This window comes from Nostoc sp., from assembly GCF_036917095.1.
In the GTDB taxonomy this organism is placed as follows: domain Bacteria; phylum Cyanobacteriota; class Cyanobacteriia; order Cyanobacteriales; family Nostocaceae; genus Nostoc.
In genome coordinates this window covers 1-18853 of record NZ_JBALFH010000002.1, presented here as the reverse complement: position 1 = coordinate 18853, position 18853 = coordinate 1, and the positions used below count along the sequence as shown (strand labels likewise).

Sequence of the window (18853 nt, the reverse complement as noted above, 5' to 3'; positions counted from 1 at the left end):
TAAAAAATATCTATCAGCTTATACCAATCATCCAAAATCAGGCTACATCTGTAAAGCTGTAAACCAAAATAAGATTTTACGAATTACGAATTAGGAATTACGAATTAGTATTATTTTCCCTGCCATAGCTGCCGCAACGACTGAAAAATATTTACAAATTTCTCTTCTAGCCAGAGCATAACATAATCAAGCCATTCCAGAAGTTGCTCTAAGGGGTGCTTCTCATAGCCAACTGAAGTTGCTTTAGTTTCTATCCAGTCTGGCTGTGCCTCAATTTCACTGTTTTGATGAAACTGCTGTTGCAAATCCCCTTTACGACTCTCGCTTTTAGTTTGTGAAACGCTGGTTCGGGTTTGTTTTGTTGAGGCGACTTTTCCAGATATTTTTTGGCTAGAGGTGAGATTACTAGTTAGTTGTTTTCTTCGCACCAAGCCAGATCCGAATTTAGGTTGTTTTACACTTAAATTCTTTTGTGGAAAATGCCCTACTGATAAACTTGGAACTAAGGCAGGATTTTTACTTCCAGAAAGTGGAACTGGCTTGTCAGTAAGAGTTTCGGTATTCCCAAATAAATCACTCCACGTTAGCCAAGGGTCGTCTGTTAAACCCTGATTCTCCATTTGACGGCTTTTGGACAAGGCTTTTCTAGGGCGTGATGAGAATAGTTTACCTGGCGTAGACGCAAAGCGGCTTGTCGCTAGACATCGCTTATCATTGGTTGTTGGCTCAAGTGTTTTTCTATTACCAACACCAAAAAAGTAATTAAGTGCCGCCTCAATCAAAGCCTGAAGATTCAGTGTATGAGTTTCCAAACCATCAGCAGTGGCTGCAATTTCTCCTTTAGCAGCTAATTGTTCTTTGCCATAAAGAAATATATTTAACTGAGTTTGGGCAACTTGGACAATTTCCTGGCTACGTTCTTGCACTGGAACTAAAGCATTTGATTCCAACTTAGCAACGGCTATATCTATAAATGCTAATAATCCCTCTGGATTAAGTAAATTATTTGGTGTACCCTCGGCTAAAACTGGAGTTTTAGATGTATTTCCGTCAGTAAGTTTTGCTAATAAATGGTTAATTTGTGGTAATAATTCTGTTTCTTTTTTAGCTATAATCAACCGCCAGCACTGCCAGTAATTAGCAACTTCGTTAATAATTCGTTCTTCTAATCTTGCCTGCTGCTGGGGTGTTAAAATATCTAAAATTTCATTGTCGGCAGTTACAAGTACTAAACTACGATTCATCAAATTTGTGGCGATTCCCCGCACTGCTGGAAGATGCTGCTTGAGAGCATTTTTTAGCTGTGAAGGATTGAGACTTCCGGCTTGATTCTCTGTAATATTTGATGATTGAGTAAGATTAGCGTTATTATCAACGAATTTCAGCTGAAAAGCTCCCAAGAAAGCCAAGGGATTGAAAGCTTCAACTGTTTTTGCCGCAGTAGAGGTGGCTTCATCAGATGACAGATAATGAACAGCTTCTAATACATGTTGAATGGGGCTATTAACATTTGGCAGAGCTTCGGGCTGTAAATCGGTATCATTTGATTGTAACTTTGGTCTAGTTTGTGGTTCTTTGGTCTGTAGCGTTTTCCCAGATGATTCAGATGACTGAAACAGTAGATACACTGGGTAAAGTAGTGCCTCCACACCCCACTTAGTGGCAACTTGCAAATGCCGGAAGGTGTGTTCCCACTGTTGTGTCACCCGCCGAGATTGCTGGTGGACAAAGTTAAATAGTCTGCTTTGATAACGACCAGAGGAACCAGAAGACATAGTAGTAATTTTTTTAGTTCAAGTCTTGTTCAGTTGTGAGACTCGCGCCAAACAATAAAAACGACCAACACCTCATCTTAGCGAATATATGACCCCGACTGTCTCTCAATCCCAGACCAAATTCATCTCACAAGCAATTGAGCAACTGCGCTCTTTTTGTCAAGTTAATCTTCAGTCTACTTGGCTATACCAGGAATCTGACCTGATTATTACTGATGTTGTAACTGCTGATTTGTCTCATTGGCAACCTGTCCAATTGAATGCTAAAGAACATATAGCTTGGACAGGCGGGAAAAAAGTGTTATGGCTAGTGCAAAGATTGGTGGTTCCCCAAGATTTACAGGGTTATCCTTTAACTGGGTTATCTTTGCGGCTGGCGCTGGTTTGGTGGGCAGATTCTGCTGAGATTTATGTGAATGGGGAGTTAGTGCTGGAGGGTGATTTATTTGATTGTTCGCCTAGAGTGCTTTTGGGGCATGGGGTGACGCCTGGGGAAGAGTTTATTGTGGCTTTGCGGTTAGTGAGTCCGGGACATTGTGATGGTGCTTTAGTGCGATCGCTCCTAGTTTATGAGTCTACTGTAGATAATAATCCCGATCCGGGTTTTGTGGCTGATGAGTTAGCTGTGGTGCAACTTTATTTAGAAAAGTTTGCACCGGAGAGGTTGGATGTTTTGGCAGCGATGGTGGGGGAGGTTACGAACCGCGAAGCCGCGAAGGACACGAAGGAAGAAAAGGGAGAGTTGGTAAAGTCGTTTTTATCTCTACGCCAAAATTTAATTCAATCCGATATTTTAGCCCCCCTTTTGAAGGGGGGTTGGGGGGATCAAAAATCTAAAATTTTCTTATTGGGTCATGCTCACTTAGATTTAGCATGGCTATGGCCTGTAAGTGAAACTTGGAATGCGGCGCAAAATACTTTTGAGTCGGTTTTGAAGTTGCAAGCAGATTTTCCTGAGTTAATTTTCTGTCATTCGACTCCCGCACTTTATGCTTGGATTGAGGAACATCGCCCAGATTTATTTAGGGCAATTCAAGCACAGGTAGCTGCTGGACGTTGGGAAGTTGTTGGCGGGATGTGGGTGGAACCGGAACTCAACATAATTGCAGGTGAATCAATAGTCCGTCAGCTATTGTATGGTCAGCGCTACATTCAGGAAAAATTTGGTAAGCTTTCGACTGTGGTGTGGGTTCCAGATTCTTTTGGTTTCTGTGCAACTTTACCGCAGTTTTTCGCTAATGCCGGAATTGAGTATTTTGTCACCCAGAAGTTGCGGTGGAATGATACTACTAAATTTGATTATGGGGCTTTTTGGTGGCGATCGCCTGACGGCAGTGAAGTCTTTAGTTTGATGTCTGCACCCATCGGTGAAGCTATAGACCCAGTAAAAATGGCATCCTACGCTCTTGAATGGCAATCCCAAACTAGTTTACCAGAATCTCTCTGGCTTCCCGGTGTCGGCGACCACGGCGGCGGCCCCACCCGTGATATGTTAGAAACCGCCCAACGCTGGCAAAAGTCACCTTTTTTCCCAGATATCGAATTCACGACGGCTGAAAAGTATTTACAGCAAATTGTAGAGACGCGATTCATCGCGTCTGTTAATAATCATGATTCCCCCCCTGCCTCCCCTGCCCCCACTCCCTTCCCCATCTGGAATGACGAACTATACCTCGAATTCCATCGCGGTTGCTATACTACCCACGCAGATCAAAAACGTTGGAATCGTCGTTGTGAAAATTTATTGTATGAAGCTGAACTATTTGCTACCTTGGCAACCGTAAGCTGTGGTGTGACATATCCTAAAGCAGAAATTGAAGCAGCTTGGAAGCTGGTGTTATTTCAACAGTTTCACGATATTTTGCCTGGTTCTTCAATTACCCAAGTTTACACGGATGCGTTGCCCCAATGGCAGCAAGTGGAACAAGTAGGAACGAAGATATTACAAGAATCACTTTTAGCGATCGCATCTCACATTACCCTATCAGAACCACCAAAACCCGATAGTTTGCCTATTTTCGTTTTCAATTCTCTCAATTGGCAGCGTTCTGAGGTAGTCTCTGTAGCCTTACCCACGCCAGAGGAATGGCAGATTTACGATGCTTCTGGAAAGCAGCTTGTCTCCCAATTATCTGAACCATCAACTCTACTATTCCTCGCCACCGAAATTCCACCCGTTGGCTACCGCATATTTTGGCTTGTTCCCTCATCTCCCTCATCTCCCTTATCCCGCGCACTCCTCCCAGACTGGATTTTAGAAAATGAATTCCTCCGAGTTGTTATAGATCCTGACACCGGAGATTTATCAAGTGTTTTTGATAAAGCTTATCAAAGAGAGGTTTTGAGTGGGGCGGGTAATCAACTACAAGCTTTTAAAGATAGTGGTCAATATTGGGATGCTTGGAATATAGACCCCAATTACGCTCAACATCCCTTACCCTCAACAAATCTTCTATCTATTCAGTGGTTAGAACAAGGCCCGGTGCAAAGTCGCGTGCGCGTAGTGCGTCAATTGGGAGAATCGGAATTTTGCCAAGACTATATTCTCCAAGCTGGTTCACCTCTGCTAAACATAGCTACTACCGTTAATTGGCAAGAAAATCATGTATTAGTGAAAGCTGCTTTTCCTCTAAATATCGAAGCAGACTTTGCTACCTATGAAATTCCCTGTGGCGCGATTCGCCGCCCAACGAAACCACAAACCCCTGTAGAACAAGCAAAATGGGAAGTTCCCGCTTTACGTTGGGCTGATTTGACAGGAGAAACACAGGAGGGTATTCACGGAGTTAGTTTGCTAAATGATTGTAAATATGGTTACGACAGCAAACCAAATCAACTCCGCCTGACACTCCTACGCAGTTCTAATTGGCCAGATTCAGAGGCTGATAGAGGTTTTCACGAGTTCACATATACCTTGTATCCTCATGCTGGTAGCTGGGAATCAGCCCATACAGTACGGCGTGGCTATGAATTGAATCTACCGTTGCAAGTCATATTGAATCCACTCAGCACTAACAACTGGCCTAATGCCTCACTACCGCTAACAGCACTGGCTCAACGCCCCGCTACCGCTAACAGTATTATTGAAGGGGCGAAGTTCCTAGATTTATCAGCTGAAAATTTAATCTTGATGGCTTTGAAACCATCAGAGGATGACCCACAGCAGTTAATTCTGCGGTGTTATGAATGTCACGGAGAAACAGCCGAGTTATCTTTGCAAAGTGATTTGGGGTTGAATCTAGGAGATACAGTAGATTTGTTAGAGCGTTCCTCTACTACTGAATTCTCATCTGGGCAACAAATTGTAACGATACAGCCTTGGAAAATCGCTAGTTTCAAGGTAATACCAGCGATTAATTCCAGGTTGGAGTGAGCCACTAGTGCCGTGTCAGCGGTAAGTTGTGGTTTTCCACAGACCACAGACCACTGACTAATGACTAATAACTAATGACTCTTTTAGTCTTCGTGATCGTCAAATGGATCGTTCAATTGCTTGCTAGGAGGGCCAAAGGAGGTATAAATCGACAATCCAGTAATGGCAACCACCACGGCAGCCACAGAAATGCTAAGAACTATTGCGGGTTCCATAATTGAGGGATAGATGATGAGTGCTATTCTTATAGAATATTACAGAAGATTAAAAAAAGCTTTGGCAAGTAATATTAGGTGAACTATGGCACAAAGGACTCGGTTGGGAGATATCCTGAAACCACTTAACTCTGAGTATGGGAAAGTGGCTCCAGGTTGGGGTACTACCCCTGTGATGGCTGTTTTTATTTTGCTATTTTTCGTGTTTCTGCTGATTATTCTGCAACTTTACAATAAATCCCTGTTGGTTGAGGATGTATTTGTCGATTGGCGGAGCTTAGGACGCTAAGGGATAGACAGCTATCAAGTTTGGATAACAAGTTAAGTTACACCCGGTTCTTCCGGGTTTTTTTGTTAATGGTCAGCGCACACGAACTATTGAGTATTCTTATAATATGTGAGTTTCTGTAGTGGTTCCATAGTTTACAGGAGACAAAAATGAATATATTTGGTATCGGTCTGCCGGAAATGGCTGTAATTATGGTAGTAGCACTGTTAATCTTTGGGCCAAAGAAGCTGCCAGAGATTGGCCGGAGTGTGGGCAAAACAATTCGTAGTTTCCAAGAAGCTTCTAAAGATTTTCAAAACGAGTTTCAAAAAGAAGCAGAACAGTTAGAAGAAGCTGTCAAGACTACTGCTGAATTGGAACCTAAGCAAATCTATCCTGCTAAATCTGAGCAGGATACCGCTAGTTCTTCCCAACCTAGTTAGGAGAGTGCTGCATATCAATTGACTGTAGCCAAAATGACAGAAGCTGCTACGCAACCAGCTTTGGTGATTCCCCAGCTAATTGTCGGGTTGGGGAATCCAGAAAGCAAGTACGACCAAACACGCCATAATATCGGCTTTGCTGCTGTAGAAAATCTCTCCCGTTCTTGGCGCATTCCCTTAGCAGAAAACCGCAAGTTTCAGGGTGAGTATGGCGAGGGAATGGCCCGAGGTGGAGGTAAGATTCGCTTGCTAAAGCCGTTAACTTATATGAATCGCTCAGGACAAGCAATACAAGCGGTGACTAGTTGGTATAAATTGCCGCCTGAATCTGTGCTGGTGATTTATGACGATATGGATTTGCCTTTGGGAAAAACTCGTCTGCGCTTATCTGGTTCCGCTGGTGGACATAACGGCATGAAAAGTGCGATCGCACATCTTAGTACCCAAAACTTTCCCCGTTTGCGAATCGGTATTGGTAAACCCAAAGGTGCAGCTAATAACGATGATTCTGATGCTGTTTCCCATGTGCTAGGAAGATTTTCTGCGGCCGAAAATCAGCAGATGTCTCTTGTACTTCAGTTCGTGGTTGAGTGTATTGAACTAAGCCTCAAGCAGGGAGTAGAAAAGGCGATGAATGTTTGTAATAGCCGCACCATTAATAATTCGGAGTCTTAGGGTTGGATGAATACTGCCTTGTAAGTTTGGCAAAGGTGCTTATTTTGGTTGATGGGCAGCGATTTTAGCTTGCTCCATCCAACCGAGATCAAGCCCTTAACGCCTTCTTTACATAGAAAAAGTGGCTCATCTACACCCTAATTGGCGGTGCGGCATAGTTTGCTTAATTTTTGTAAGAATAATGGCGATGTCTACGACAAGCTACGCTTAGGCGCTGTTGCCTGTTTTAGGTGTTATAACCTTAAGCAACGCCAGTAGCAAACCAAATAGATTTATTTAAAGCGTCTTGTGCGTCTAGCTGCCACTGCCTTACGTTTGCGTTTTTCTATCGGTGTTTCAAAGTGCCGATGATACTTCACATCAGCTAATATCCCAGCTTTGGAAACCTGGCGTTTAAACCGACGCAAAGCTGAGTCTATTCCTTCGTTCTCTCCTAGAACCACCTGGGTCATTCTTGCCTTTTCCTCATCATCAATAGTTTCCATTCTAATATTACCCTCAACCTTAGTAAAACCCCTATGAGCTAAAGTCATGATTAAGAAGCTATTCGTCCGGTTGATAAGGGTTATGTCTGCTTCTGCCTCGTGAAATCGGGACTTAACTAAATGTTAATCTCAGCGCCTAAATGCACTCTTAGAAGCAATAGAGAAGACGGGAAAATTATAATGCTAAATTTTTATGGCTGTACTATAGGTTGGGGAATAATGTAATCTTAGCTACTAAGATATATAAGAAAATATGATTAAAGTTCCAGATTTTAAAAGTTGATTCTGCCCTCATTTAGTAATTTATATCCAGATGCTAATGCTGTAAAAGCAATTATGAAATTCCATAAGCTAGTTGGCTTTAAAATAATTCCACCGCTTAAGAAAACTAGTACTATGCCAATGCCTAGAAAAATCCATCCCAAGTTACCAGTTTCTCTACGAAAAAAAACTAATGCAAATACACCTGTTATAGTTGCTAAAACTGAAGCTGTAGCAGGTAGCTTCCGGTAAAAATATGAAGAGTAACTGCTAACAAATATAATGTTTTGACCAAAAAAGTATAAGCCTGTAAAAAGTAGAATTAATCCGATAAGTCTGATTAACAGCCTGCCCATAAAGTTTTTATATTTTTAATGGCTGAAGCCAATTTTTATCCGATTATAGTGGAGTTTTTCAAGATTTACTAAATTTTACCTGCTATAGGATTAAGTTAAGTGAATATACTGAACAAAATCCCAGGCTGTCTGAAAATGACAGTACAAGTAATATTGATTACATAAAGTAGTCCTTGCCAGCGTTTTATCAAGGTGCTTTAATAGCGATGTCTGACGACAAGAAGCAGAGCTTCTACGCATTCCGCAAAACAGTCCTACCTACAGAATATGTACAATACGCGCAGTGACTCGACATCGCTGCTGGTGTTGATAAAATTACAGACTCAAAACATTAAACTCAAAGATATGACAAGCTAGTAGCATATGCTTGACACTAAATCCTCCCAAAAGCTGAATAGGAGCATACATGGAGCCAATTATTGCTATAGTTTTAGCCCTTATAGGTTATGCCTTAGGTTCTGCAAAACTGATTAATCAAGGAAATGAAGCCCTAGTCGAACGCCTGGGGCGGTATCATCGGAAACTTAAGCCAGGGCTGAACTTTATTGTTCCCTTGGTAGATCAGGTTGTGATGGAAGATACTACACGAGAGCAAATTTTAGACATCAAACCTCAAAATGTGATCACCCAAGATAATATTTACGTGGAAGTGGACGCTATTGTGTATTGGCGCATCAGAGATATTGAAAAAAGCTTTTATGCTATTGAGGATCTGCAAGGGGCACTGACACAGTTAACTACAACCACACTTCGGGAAATCATTGCTCAGAACACCCTAGAGCAGACCAATGTCTCTAGATCGGAGATGGACTCAGCTATCTTAGACCAGTTGAATAATATAACGTCAGATTGGGGAGTTGAAATTCTCCGGTTAGATATTCAGAGAATCACTCTACCTGAGAGTGTACGAAAGTCTAGGGAAGAGGAGCAAGCCGCTGTAATCAAAAAACGGGCGCTGATTACCGAAGCAGAAGGGGAAAAGGAAGCTGCGATTAAAAAAGCAGAAGGAACTATGGCTTCAGTGCAAATCATTTCTCAAGCTCTACGTTCTAATCCTGACAGTAGGGACATTCTGCGGTATCTTGTAGCTCAAGATTACGTAGATGCCAGCCAAAAACTTGGTGAGAGCAGTAATGCCAAAATTGTCTTTGTAGACCCAGCCAACTCAAGCGAAATGTTTCAGGAGTTGATAGCTGAGTCAGTAACTCAAGAAGGTAATGGCAAAAAAAACGAAGAACGGTAATACCTAACAATCTCGCTGTGCGGCTTGTCTCAATAGTGCATCGGCTACTAGTGAAACATCGTGCATTTCTTGAACATCGTGAATTCGGAGGATATCAGCGCCATTAAAAATAGCAGCACAACAAGCTGCTGCCGTTCCCCAAACTCGTGCTTTGGGATCTGGTTGATTTAAAATGCGACCAATGAAACTTTTACGAGATGCTCCTACCAGGATAGGACAGTTGAGTGCTGCGAGCGATCGCAAGCCGCGAAAAATCTCTAAATTTTGCTCATAGTTTTTAGCAAAACCAATCCCAGGATCGATAATAATTTTATCCCGGTCAATGCCCACAGCAGTTGCTACCCCAATTTGCCGAGCCAAAAAACTATAAATCTCACCAAGCAAATCTTGATAATCAGTTTGTTGTTGCATTGTCTGTGGTGTTCCACGCATATGCATTAAAATCATCGGCACACCTAACTCTGCCACTGTTGGCAACATTTCTGAGTCAAAAGTGCCGCCAGAAATATCATTAATAATATCCGCTCCAGCTTCTACAGATGCCCTGGCTACAGCTGCACGGGTTGTATCTACAGAAATCGGAACTAAAATTTCTGGTCTTACTACCTCTAACACTGATACTACTCGGTCAAGTTCCTCCGTCAGAGTTATTTGCTTTGCCCCTGGTCGAGTTGATTGACCGCCCACATCGATAATGTCAGCACCAGCAGCGACCAGGGCTTGCGCCTGTACTAAAGCGGCAGAGGTAGTATTAAACTCACCCCCATCACTAAAGCTATCAGGCGTCACATTTAAAATGCCCATCAAATAAGTTCGCTGTCCCCACTCGAAACAGCGTCCTCGAATTATCAAGTTGCTTGGCATAAATCTAGATTAGGCATTCCCATGCAGAGCATGGGAACGAAAGAAGGCACATCACACTGACTTAAAATTCACAATCTGAGCAAAACTCTCAGGTTCCAGGCTTGCTCCTCCCACTAAAACGCCATCAATTTCTGGTTGAGCCATGATTTCATCAATATTATTCGGCTTAACTGAGCCGCCATATTGAATTGATACATTTGGATTAGTCAACTGGCTACGAATTAAGCCAATTATCCGATTCGCCTCCGTGACTTCACAAGTATCACCAGTACCAATCGCCCAAATTGGTTCGTATGCAATCACCAAATTATCTTGATCGATATCTACCAAACCCTTGTCGAGTTGGAGAGCAATCAGTGATTCAGTTTCTCCCGCATCTCGTTGTTGTTTAGTTTCGCCAACACAGAGAATTGGGGTTAAACCAAACCTTTGAGCAGTTCGGAGGCGCAAATTAACCGTGGCATCCGTTTCACCAAAGTATTGCCGTCGTTCGCTATGACCGACAATCACAAAGCGCACACCAATTTCTGTCAGCATTGGGGCAGAAATCTCACCCGTATAGGGCCCAAATTCTTCCCAGTGGACATTCTGCGCCCCTAGTTGTATTCGGCTACCATGCAAATACTTTGACAGACTGTTTAAATCAGTGAAGGGAGGACACAATACGATTTCTCGCTCATCGGGCGTTTCCTCCAGGTAGGGCAGAAATCCTCGTAAAAAGTCTTCGGATTCCGCCTGGGTTTTGAACATTTTCCAGTTCCCGGCAATAACAATTTTCCGCACAGGTAATTTAGTCAAGATCCTAACGCGTTATTTAGATGCATTTTTCAGTTTATGACTTTTTGTTAGTCATTAGTCATTAGTCATTGGTCATTGGGTGTTAGGGATTGCAGAAAAGCCCAGTCTCAAGTCTCCAATACCCAAACCTCTGTTAAAAATAACTAGGATAAGAGACAGGGCTAATCTAAAAATCCCAAATTTCAAATCTCAAATTGATATGACTTCGACATTGCCCGTGCCTGAACCCGATCAAAGCGATTCTGCTAACACTGACGCAAATTCTCTCAGCTGGGAGGAAGAACTGGATAGTGCTATTTTCAGCTTTGAAGACATTCAGACGGAACTAAATTATAAACAAGCACAAACGGCGTTACGAAACTTGGTAGCCAATCTCGACCTCACCTCTCAAGAAAGAACCGGATTAGAGGCGGAAATTGCTGATTTGGAAACCATGCTGGGGAAATTAGACCGCATGGTGGTACAGATTGCGGCTTTTGGCATGGTTGGACGTGGTAAGTCTTCGCTACTCAATGCTTTGGTTGGGCAAACAGTATTTGAAACTGGGCCGTTGCACGGTGTCACCCGTGCTGCACAAACTGTTAATTGGAGTATTAGTGAGGAAGCGATTGGGGAAACCGAACGTGCTTTGCGAGTCACTCTCCCTGGTGTAGGTCAATCGCAGGTGGAATTAATTGACACTCCTGGTTTAGACGAAGTAGATGGTGCAACCCGTGCTGCATTAGCTGAACAGATTGCCAAACAAGCGGATTTGATTCTGTTTGTGATCTCTGGCGATATGACGAAGCTAGAATACGCCGCTCTTTCTCAGTTGCGGGAAGCAGGTAAACCAATCGTTCTGGTGTTTAACAAAGTAGATCAGTATCCAGAAGCAGACCGGATGGCAATTTATCACAAAATCCGGGATGAAAGGGTGCGGGAATTACTCACACCTCTAGAAATTGTCATGGCTGCGGCATCGCCATTGGTGAAAACGGCGATTCGTCGCCCTGATGGTACTAGGGGCATACAGTTGCGTACAGGTAATGCCCAAGTGGAGGAACTGAAGCTGAAAATCTTGGAGATTCTGCATCGTGAGGGCAAAGCTTTGGTTGCTCTTAATACCATGCTTTATGCCGATATTGTAAATGAGCAGTTGATAGAGCGAAAAGTGATGATTCGGGAGGTGAATGCTAATCAGTTGATTTGGAAGGCTGTGATGACTAAGGCATTAGCGATCGCACTCAATCCCATAACTGTGGTAGATATTCTCAGTAGTGTGGTAATTGATATTGCTCTGATTTTGGGTTTATCTAAACTCTATGGCTTCTCCATGACCGAGGCCGGCGCTGTACAACTGCTACAAAAAATCGCCCTGAGTATGGGCGGCATCGGTGCTAGTGAATTGCTGGCAAATTTGGGCTTGAGTGGATTGAAAACTTTACTTGGTATCTCTGCAACAGCTACGGCTGGCGTTGCCCTTGGCCCTTATATATCGGTGGCAATCACGCAAGCCGGAGTAGCTGGTGTTTCTTCTTACGGTATTGGACAAGTTACCAAAGTTTATTTAGCCAATGGCGCGACTTGGGGGCCTGATGGGCCAAAAGCAGTGATTAATCGGATTTTGGCAAACTTAGATGAGACTTCAATTCTCAACCGCATTAAAGATGAATTACTCCACAAGGTAAAACTCAGAAAGTGATAAGTAAGCCGTGGAGTTAATAAGGTTCGATGAGCCATATTCGTTCCTAGAAGCCCAATCCACGCCACTTGCTTCTCCTATTCAGAGACGCTGCGCGTAAGCTTGCTTTACTAATTCGTAATTCGTAATTACGAATTATTTCAACTGCTTGTATTTTGTTCAAGCCAAGCAACTAAATCAGATACATTTGAAAAATCTAAAAATTCTTCTCCTAATTGTTCCAATTTTTCAGTAGATAAAACTCGAATTCTCTCAAGTATTGATGAATCGATTTCTCCAAATCGCCGATTTAACTGACGATTTAAGAAGCGAAAAGCTTCTTTTTGTTCTCCCTTCTGCAAAATATCCTGATAAATCACTGATTCTTGCATAATATCTTCCCGCAATAATTGACGAATAAAATCTTTCTCAAACTTCAATCCTGCTAAAATCTCCGTGTAAGCAGCAGTATTTTGTCTGGTCTCGATATCTGGAATTTTAGCAATTTCCTCGGCAACCTGCGATAATAATGCTTGCGCTGAATCTGTTTGCGTTAACGGTGCTAAAGGTAATAATGCCAGATTGCCAAGAAATAGTGCAGAATCTTGTTCCCACATTCGGATAACTCGATAACGGTGGGTTGTGACTTCGCTAACATATTCTTCGGTAAAAGCGATTTCGTCACTTGTCTCTTGCAAGAAAATTACTACTTGCGTAACAGGAACTTGATATTTCCTTGTAAATCGGACATAGTAATCTAGCATCCGCAAAGAAATTGGTTTTTGGGATTTGATTGTAGTTTGAAATTCTAGGTGTAAAATCCGATTTTCTGTTTGCAGAAATGTTACGGAATCAGCCCGTATCGGTTCTATGCTCAATTCGGTTTTTAAGATTTCAATTGTTCGCGGTTCTTGATTTAATAACCAACGGGTAAAATCACGGGGATATTTTTCCGCGAGTATTTTACAAAGGTTGTCATATTCTGCCATCTATAAAGATTGCACCTGATTTTTTGATTATTTGGGGATTTTCAACAAATAAATTATCTAATATTGTCGGGTGGATTGAAAAGCCCGCCTTTGGGTACGGGCGGGCGAGACACCCACCCTAATTATCCAATTTAAATGTGGATCAGCTTATTTCAGAGCGCAGAACCATCAAACGCAGTCTTGTAAGCATCAGCAGCTTCTATTCCAAAACCTCCAGCTTCCACATGACGGACTAGCGATTGAATAATGGGTGTAGCAATACTAATAGCAAATAAAGCATTGAAGCCTGCGACAACCACTGGTGCTGACAAAATGACTGTAAATTCTGGAAATAAAGCTAACACAGCCACCAAGAGCAAAAAAACAATTGGTGTAGCAATACCTGCTGCCTTTGCTGCTTCAAAAATTAGATTTTTATACTCTTCAACAGTAATATCGCCCCGATAAAGATCCAAAGAGTAGGAAATCGCCGTTACTACAACCTGAGTGAGAACAGCTGTTCCCGTTGCAGTAATGCCAAGTTTAGCGATTGTTCCAGAATTGCTGACAATAGAATCTACCGCATTATAAACCCGAATATAGAACTGCTCGCCAACGGTCATGACTTTGGCACCTCGACGGAGATTGTCAACGCCTACTTCCCAAAGAATATTATCAGCACCATTCGATCCACCTTTGGAACGTGGATTGATGTGGCTACCCTGCTTATCTCTAAGAAATTGACGAATTGTATCTTCTTTGGCTCCAAATTTTGATGTGCCAGGAATTTTCTCAAAAAGCTTCATAACATCCGCATCAGAGCGGGGGAAGTCTCCCACCCGAATACCAGCACGATATCTCAGCCTATTTGCAATCTTGGGCATCTCTAGGGCTAATTCCGCAGCTGTCTTTGGTAAATTTTGCAAAGCATCAGCCATAACCATACTAGATGCAGCAACTCCAACAGCAGTTTCTTCAAATGTTTTACTAACATTTTGAATAGTTTCAAAACTTGACTGTGCTGCTATGGTTGACAAAGTTTGTAAATCATTAACTGCATGGATACTTGAAGTAGTTATATCGGCAGTAGCATTCTTGATTCCATCAACTACCTCATCTATACTGTTTACTACATTGTTGGCTACTTCTTGACCTCGATCTCTAACCGTATCGGCCAACTTCTGTGCTTGGTTGATAAAATCCATGTTTTAGTAACCTTTCATTTGTGCTGTGGAGTGTTCGATCCAGTTTCTCTTTATAAAACTGAGAACCACCTCAGCATTAATGACGAATTTACTTCCAAAAAATTTTAAAGAGATAGTAATAAATTTATATCGTTTGTGTATGCTAATTTTAAAAATTGAACTATCCGACTATAGCAATCCTAATAAATCAGTTGTGGCATTGGGCGACAGACGACGGCATCAGGTAGCCCGCCACCTCGCAGAAACTATGGGAGCGATCGCACCAAGAGATTCGCAGGGTAAAGTCTATGTAGTCCAAGCCAGAAAGTTGCAAATATACTAACAGCAATGCTCATGCAAAGTACTAAAAAATAGTTTCATGGTTTGAGGTTTAGCGATTTAATAAAAGATGCCCCATTGGTTTTTAGTTCTTCAGATGATGGGGTTATTATTACAGCCTCAATAGTATAATTCTTCTTCATACAAAGCAGACTTCTCTGATATAATAATTTATTATTGATATTTAATCCGTTTTTCTTAATTTCTTCTTGCAAGGAAGTACTGGGTTTGCCCATTAAAGTAAAGTCTTGACAGGTATATCCACTTTGATTAACGGAAGACTGAGATACTTGTTTACCCTGAACAAAATTTGTTTGATTAGCAGTTTTAATTAGAAGCTGTAAAACTTTTGGAATTCTCTGCGGAGCTATTTCTTTGGGAAGAGTTGAATAGGTCACAAAATATATAGATTCGCTTTTAATAGTTACCCAATTCCGGTTATTAATCCCTTTTGCTGGAGAACTAACTTCTTCTAAAATAGCCCCTGGCATTAAGATAGTAAAATTTCCTTCTTTGGATGTTAAGATTTTTTCTTGGGATGATGCGGGTGTGCAAGCCGATAAAACAAATATCCCGAAACAATTAATTATCCAAAAACGTTTAAGAATGTTGATAAGTAAATCCATAAGTGTTACGCTTAATAATTTTTATTTAGAATGTCAAGTTATTCTCTCAACTCATGCACAGGCTAACACTCCTGTTGTGTAATGTTGTAATTTTTCGAGTTTGGCTGACGAATTACAGTCAATCTTTTTAACACAGGGTATTATTTTAAGTTTTCCCATAAAAGTGGTTTTTATAACACAAAATTTGCCAAATCAAATCTTGGGTCAAGATTTTCTACCAACACGGCACTCATCACTTCAATAACCAACATCAGCAAGGCTTTTGGTAATTTTGGGACAATCGATTGTTGCTGCGATGGGCTATGCCGCGCTTCTTGCAATAGACTTCTTGCATAAATCAAAAAAAGAACCCCACCCCGCCTTTGACTTACGTCAAAGTCTCCCCTCCCCGCACGCGGGGAGGGGCTGGGGGTGGGGTGTTAGTGAACTTTTGCAAGAGGTCTAATGTCTACGACGGGCTGTGCCTACGCGTCCTTACTTTTTCCCCAGCTTTCCTTACTGTGCACCCATTACCAGCAACCATATCCTGTGGGTAGCCAAGGCATTTGTTCAAAATCTTCGATGCCTTCTATGATGCGGTAATACTTGGAGAATGTTCTTTCATCTCGAAAGGTAATGCCCGCGATCAACAAACATATTTTAATGGATTAGACTATAAGACTAAGGGGTTTCTCACTTACGCCGCTAAAAAAGATGGCTCGGAAAATACGATTAAATTGAGCTTCAAAACTCGGAACTTGAGCTTCAGAATTTGACATTTCGAGTTCTATACTCAAACTCCGAGTTTCTAAGCTTCTAACTTTCAACCCTTTAAGCACAATTGCCGATAGATTTTATCCACTACTGATGCTTATGGTTGTACTTTTCTTTGTTTACAGATGAAATTGCGCCTTCATCAACTTTTAGTTTCTACCTTTGAAAGAGTTTAGCCATTCTTGAACTTGCTCGCGGGCAATATCGCGCCCTCCAAGACCAAAGGCTAGGGCAATAGCAACTGCGATCGCACCTAGTAAAAGTCCAAAGGCTAAATTCACAATATCACTGGCAACTCCAATCTGTTGCAGTGCCATTGCAGAGACTAAAACAATGATGGCAATTCGCGCCACTTGTCCCAAAATCTGGGCTTGGCGATCGCCGGAACTGGTAATGATATTAAAAGCCAGATTTGCCAGGAATAAGCCAATGGCAAATATTACCAATCCTGCCAAAATCCGCCCGAATATAATCACAATACCAGACACTAATGCTGTCAGGGCTGGAATATTCAAGATATTCACCGCCGCCACCGTTGCAAACAGCATAATACCCACTAAGGCAACAATACCTGCAATTTCCGATGGCGTGCGGGTTGGAATCGGGGGGGTTGTTGATTCTGTTGAAACGACGATTCGTCTGCTGGGTGTTGTCAGACCCAAAATAGTGAAAATGTTATTAAACCCTAAATTAGTGAGGATACTTGTAACCAAATCCGCTACAAAGCGCCCGACAAAATAGGCAACAATCAAAATTGCTATGGCTGTAAAGATGGCAGGTAGAGCATTGAGAACCTGTTGCAGCATTGCGATCGCAGGTATAGATATCGCATCAATTCGCAAGGCATTCAGCGCTGCGATCGCCACAGGAATCAAAATCAGAACATAGACAATTGTGCCGAGAATACTCGATAGAGGTTGCACCCCCGCAGCCGCAGATAATCCCAAGCGACTACCTAAATGGTCGATACCAGTTGTCGCCAGCAAGTTTGTTACAATCCGCCGTACCACATTAGCTATGAACCAGCCAACGACGGCAATTAATATCGCTGCTAAAATGTTCGGCAGAATTAGCAGAACTTCTGTAATGAGAGCTTGTACTGGTTGTAGAGCCTGCCTGAGTTCGAGAGTATCTAAAATTGGAGCGAGAAACAGTAAAAATATAAACCAATACAGAGCATTACCAATCGTCTCACTCAGAGACAGCTGATTGAGGCTGGGTGCCCTGTCTTCTGGTTCTGGATTCAAACGCTCATCCAGGTTAAATGCCTGTAATGAGCGCACAGTAATAATCTTCACAATGGTCGCCAAAAACCAGGCGGTTACCACAAGGATTCCCGCACCAACCAACTTTGGCAAAAAGCCAATAAGTTGATTGAGAAAAATATTCAGGGGTCGAGACGCTACCTCCAGATCCAATGCCTGTAAAACAGCTACCGCCGTCAACAGGAGAATGCTCCAAAAGACTATGCCGGAGATAAATTTCTCTACTTGGAGAACATCTTGACGACCCGTTATCCCTGCGGCAATGCGGTTATCTATGTCTGTACGATTGAGGATTCCTCGTGTCAGTGCCGCCATGCCGAAGGCAATTAGCAAACCTACTAACAAAATTGCCACTGCCCCCAGCAGACGGGGTGTAAACAGAATCAACTGTTGAACAATACCTTGTACATCAGCGATTCCTTGATTCACTGCTGGTTGTACCGGTTGCAGGCTGGGCGATTGTGCCAAATATTCAACTCCTATCACCTGGGTTATTCCTTGCCAAGTTGTGTTCATCGTTTTCGGGAATTAAGCTTAAGTATTCGCCGCAAACACTGAGTAAGTGTTTTGCCTATCAATTTACCAGTAAAAACATACATCTATGGCATTGATATTAAGAGTAATTTTTGACTTTGTTACTTATATTTGATTTAATCTACTGTCAGTGCTGAATTTTGCGTTACTCTAATTGCAGCAACAGCACCAAAGATATAGAATGTCCCAAGTTTTGGAACAATCGATTCAAATTAATGCTACAGCTACGGTGGTAGAGCGCTGTATTAGCGATTTAGCTCTGATGCACCGTTGGCTCAACCCCGTTCTCCGTTGCGAACCTGTGGGCACAGCTTGGAGCACTGATGTTGGCAGTGAAAGTCGTTTTATTATTCAAATTCCTCTACTGAAACCCACCTTGAATAGCGTAGTTGTAGAACGACAACCGGGTTTGGTAGTCTGGGAATTTAAGGGATTTTTTCAAGGGCGCGATCGCTGGGAATGTCAACCCATAGAAAAGGGAACGCTTCTGTTGAACCGCTTTGAGTACGATATCCCTAACCCCTTAGTTAGCTGGGGTTTCAACACCTTTGCTGCTTCTTGGACAAAAGAAGATATGCAAGCCCAACTCCGCCGCCTCAAACGTGTCGCAGAAGAACAAAATTAGTCATTGGTCATTGGTCATTGGTCATTGGTCATTGGTCATTGGTCATTTGTCATTGGTCATTGGTCATTGGTCATTGGTCATTGGTCATTGGTCATTGGTCATTGGTCATTGGTCATTGGTCATTGGTCATTGGTCATTGGTCA

At 42.3% G+C, this 18853-nt stretch carries 19 protein-coding genes; 8 read left to right on the top strand and 11 right to left on the bottom strand.

From position 1 onward, the window contains the following. Nucleotides 1–110: 110 nt before the first annotated feature. Complete coding sequence (locus tag V7L01_RS00360; protein ID WP_335030895.1) at nt 111–1775, bottom strand: hypothetical protein; 1665 nt, start codon at nt 1773–1775, stop codon at nt 111–113. A gap of 88 nt (nt 1776–1863) precedes the next feature. Between V7L01_RS00360 and V7L01_RS00355 the strand changes: the two genes are divergently transcribed. Further along, a complete protein-coding gene (locus V7L01_RS00355; RefSeq protein ID WP_335030893.1) occupies nt 1864–5148 on the top strand; it encodes an alpha-mannosidase in 3285 nt (1094 codons plus the stop codon). 83 nt (nt 5149–5231) lie between these two features. Here the strand turns inward: V7L01_RS00355 and psbN are convergent, their stop codons facing one another. Next, entirely contained in the window at nt 5232–5363 is a 132-nt protein-coding gene (gene psbN / locus V7L01_RS00350; RefSeq protein WP_094341799.1) for a photosystem II reaction center protein PsbN, read from the bottom strand. Nucleotides 5364–5448: 85 nt separating this feature from the next. Between psbN and psbH the strand changes: the two genes are divergently transcribed. The 3 genes from psbH (at nt 5449) to pth (ending at nt 6749) form a co-directional block, all read left to right on the top strand. Next, nucleotides 5449–5652: a photosystem II reaction center phosphoprotein PsbH gene (psbH, locus tag V7L01_RS00345; protein ID WP_335030892.1), complete on the top strand. Its 204-nt coding sequence runs from the start codon at nt 5449–5451 to the stop codon at nt 5650–5652. 149 nt (nt 5653–5801) lie between these two features. Then, nucleotides 5802–6074: a TatA/E family twin arginine-targeting protein translocase gene (locus V7L01_RS00340; RefSeq protein ID WP_229468263.1), complete on the top strand. Its 273-nt coding sequence runs from the start codon at nt 5802–5804 to the stop codon at nt 6072–6074. Between the two features lie 33 nt (nt 6075–6107). Continuing rightward, on the top strand, nt 6108–6749 hold the full coding sequence (gene pth / locus V7L01_RS00335; protein WP_335030889.1) for an aminoacyl-tRNA hydrolase: 642 nt from the start codon (nt 6108–6110) through the stop codon (nt 6747–6749). 272 nt (nt 6750–7021) lie between these two features. Here the strand turns inward: pth and rpsU are convergent, their stop codons facing one another. Next, entirely contained in the window at nt 7022–7201 is a 180-nt protein-coding gene (gene rpsU / locus V7L01_RS00330) for a 30S ribosomal protein S21 (RefSeq protein WP_069073049.1), read from the bottom strand. A 305-nt stretch (nt 7202–7506) separates the two neighbouring features. Beyond that, entirely contained in the window at nt 7507–7851 is a 345-nt protein-coding gene (locus V7L01_RS00325) for a hypothetical protein (RefSeq protein ID WP_335030887.1), read from the bottom strand. A gap of 406 nt (nt 7852–8257) precedes the next feature. Here V7L01_RS00325 and V7L01_RS00320 point away from each other — a divergent pair, with 406 nt between their 5' ends. Next, nucleotides 8258–9094 carry an SPFH domain-containing protein gene (locus V7L01_RS00320; protein WP_335030885.1) on the top strand — a complete coding sequence of 279 codons (837 nt, stop codon included), beginning with the start codon at nt 8258–8260 and terminating at the stop codon, nt 9092–9094. Nucleotides 9095–9097: 3 nt separating this feature from the next. On the opposite strand, the gene folP is transcribed toward V7L01_RS00320, so the two are convergent. Then, nucleotides 9098–9958, bottom strand: coding sequence for a dihydropteroate synthase (gene folP, locus V7L01_RS00315; RefSeq protein ID WP_335030883.1), 861 nt, complete (start codon nt 9956–9958; stop codon nt 9098–9100). 51 nt (nt 9959–10009) lie between these two features. Next, on the bottom strand, nt 10010–10741 hold the full coding sequence (gene tpiA / locus V7L01_RS00310) for a triose-phosphate isomerase (RefSeq protein WP_335031031.1): 732 nt from the start codon (nt 10739–10741) through the stop codon (nt 10010–10012). Nucleotides 10742–10955: 214 nt separating this feature from the next. On the opposite strand from tpiA, the gene V7L01_RS00305 reads away from it, so the two are divergent. Next, nucleotides 10956–12437, top strand: a complete 1482-nt coding sequence (locus V7L01_RS00305; protein ID WP_335030881.1) for a GTP-binding protein — start codon at nt 10956–10958, stop codon at nt 12435–12437. Between the two features lie 140 nt (nt 12438–12577). Here V7L01_RS00305 and V7L01_RS00300 read toward each other — a convergent pair whose 3' ends face one another. Both V7L01_RS00300 and V7L01_RS00295 read right to left on the bottom strand, forming a co-directional pair. After that, nucleotides 12578–13405, bottom strand: coding sequence for a DUF4351 domain-containing protein (locus tag V7L01_RS00300; RefSeq protein ID WP_335030879.1), 828 nt, complete (start codon nt 13403–13405; stop codon nt 12578–12580). A gap of 152 nt (nt 13406–13557) precedes the next feature. Next, on the bottom strand, nt 13558–14589 hold the full coding sequence (locus tag V7L01_RS00295; protein WP_335030877.1) for an HNH endonuclease: 1032 nt from the start codon (nt 14587–14589) through the stop codon (nt 13558–13560). Nucleotides 14590–14668: 79 nt separating this feature from the next. Here V7L01_RS00295 and V7L01_RS00290 point away from each other — a divergent pair, with 79 nt between their 5' ends. Then, nucleotides 14669–14911, top strand: a complete 243-nt coding sequence (locus V7L01_RS00290; RefSeq protein ID WP_335030875.1) for a hypothetical protein — start codon at nt 14669–14671, stop codon at nt 14909–14911. 34 nt (nt 14912–14945) lie between these two features. Here V7L01_RS00290 and V7L01_RS00285 read toward each other — a convergent pair whose 3' ends face one another. The 3 genes from V7L01_RS00285 to V7L01_RS00275 all read right to left on the bottom strand — a co-directional run bounded on the left by V7L01_RS00285 (nt 14946) and on the right by V7L01_RS00275 (nt 18067). Further along, a complete protein-coding gene (locus V7L01_RS00285; protein WP_335030873.1) occupies nt 14946–15533 on the bottom strand; it encodes a hypothetical protein in 588 nt (195 codons plus the stop codon). A 170-nt stretch (nt 15534–15703) separates the two neighbouring features. Then, nucleotides 15704–15874, bottom strand: a complete 171-nt coding sequence (locus tag V7L01_RS00280) for a hypothetical protein (protein WP_335030871.1) — start codon at nt 15872–15874, stop codon at nt 15704–15706. 561 nt (nt 15875–16435) lie between these two features. Then, the gene (locus V7L01_RS00275) at nt 16436–18067 is read right to left on the bottom strand and encodes a mechanosensitive ion channel (protein ID WP_335030869.1); all 1632 of its coding nucleotides are present in this window, start codon (nt 18065–18067) and stop codon (nt 16436–16438) included. A gap of 199 nt (nt 18068–18266) precedes the next feature. Here V7L01_RS00275 and V7L01_RS00270 point away from each other — a divergent pair, with 199 nt between their 5' ends. Further along, nucleotides 18267–18710 (top strand): SRPBCC family protein, encoded by a 444-nt coding sequence (locus V7L01_RS00270; RefSeq protein ID WP_335030867.1) that lies wholly within the window; start codon nt 18267–18269, stop codon nt 18708–18710. The last annotated feature ends 143 nt before the right edge of the window (nt 18711–18853 follow it).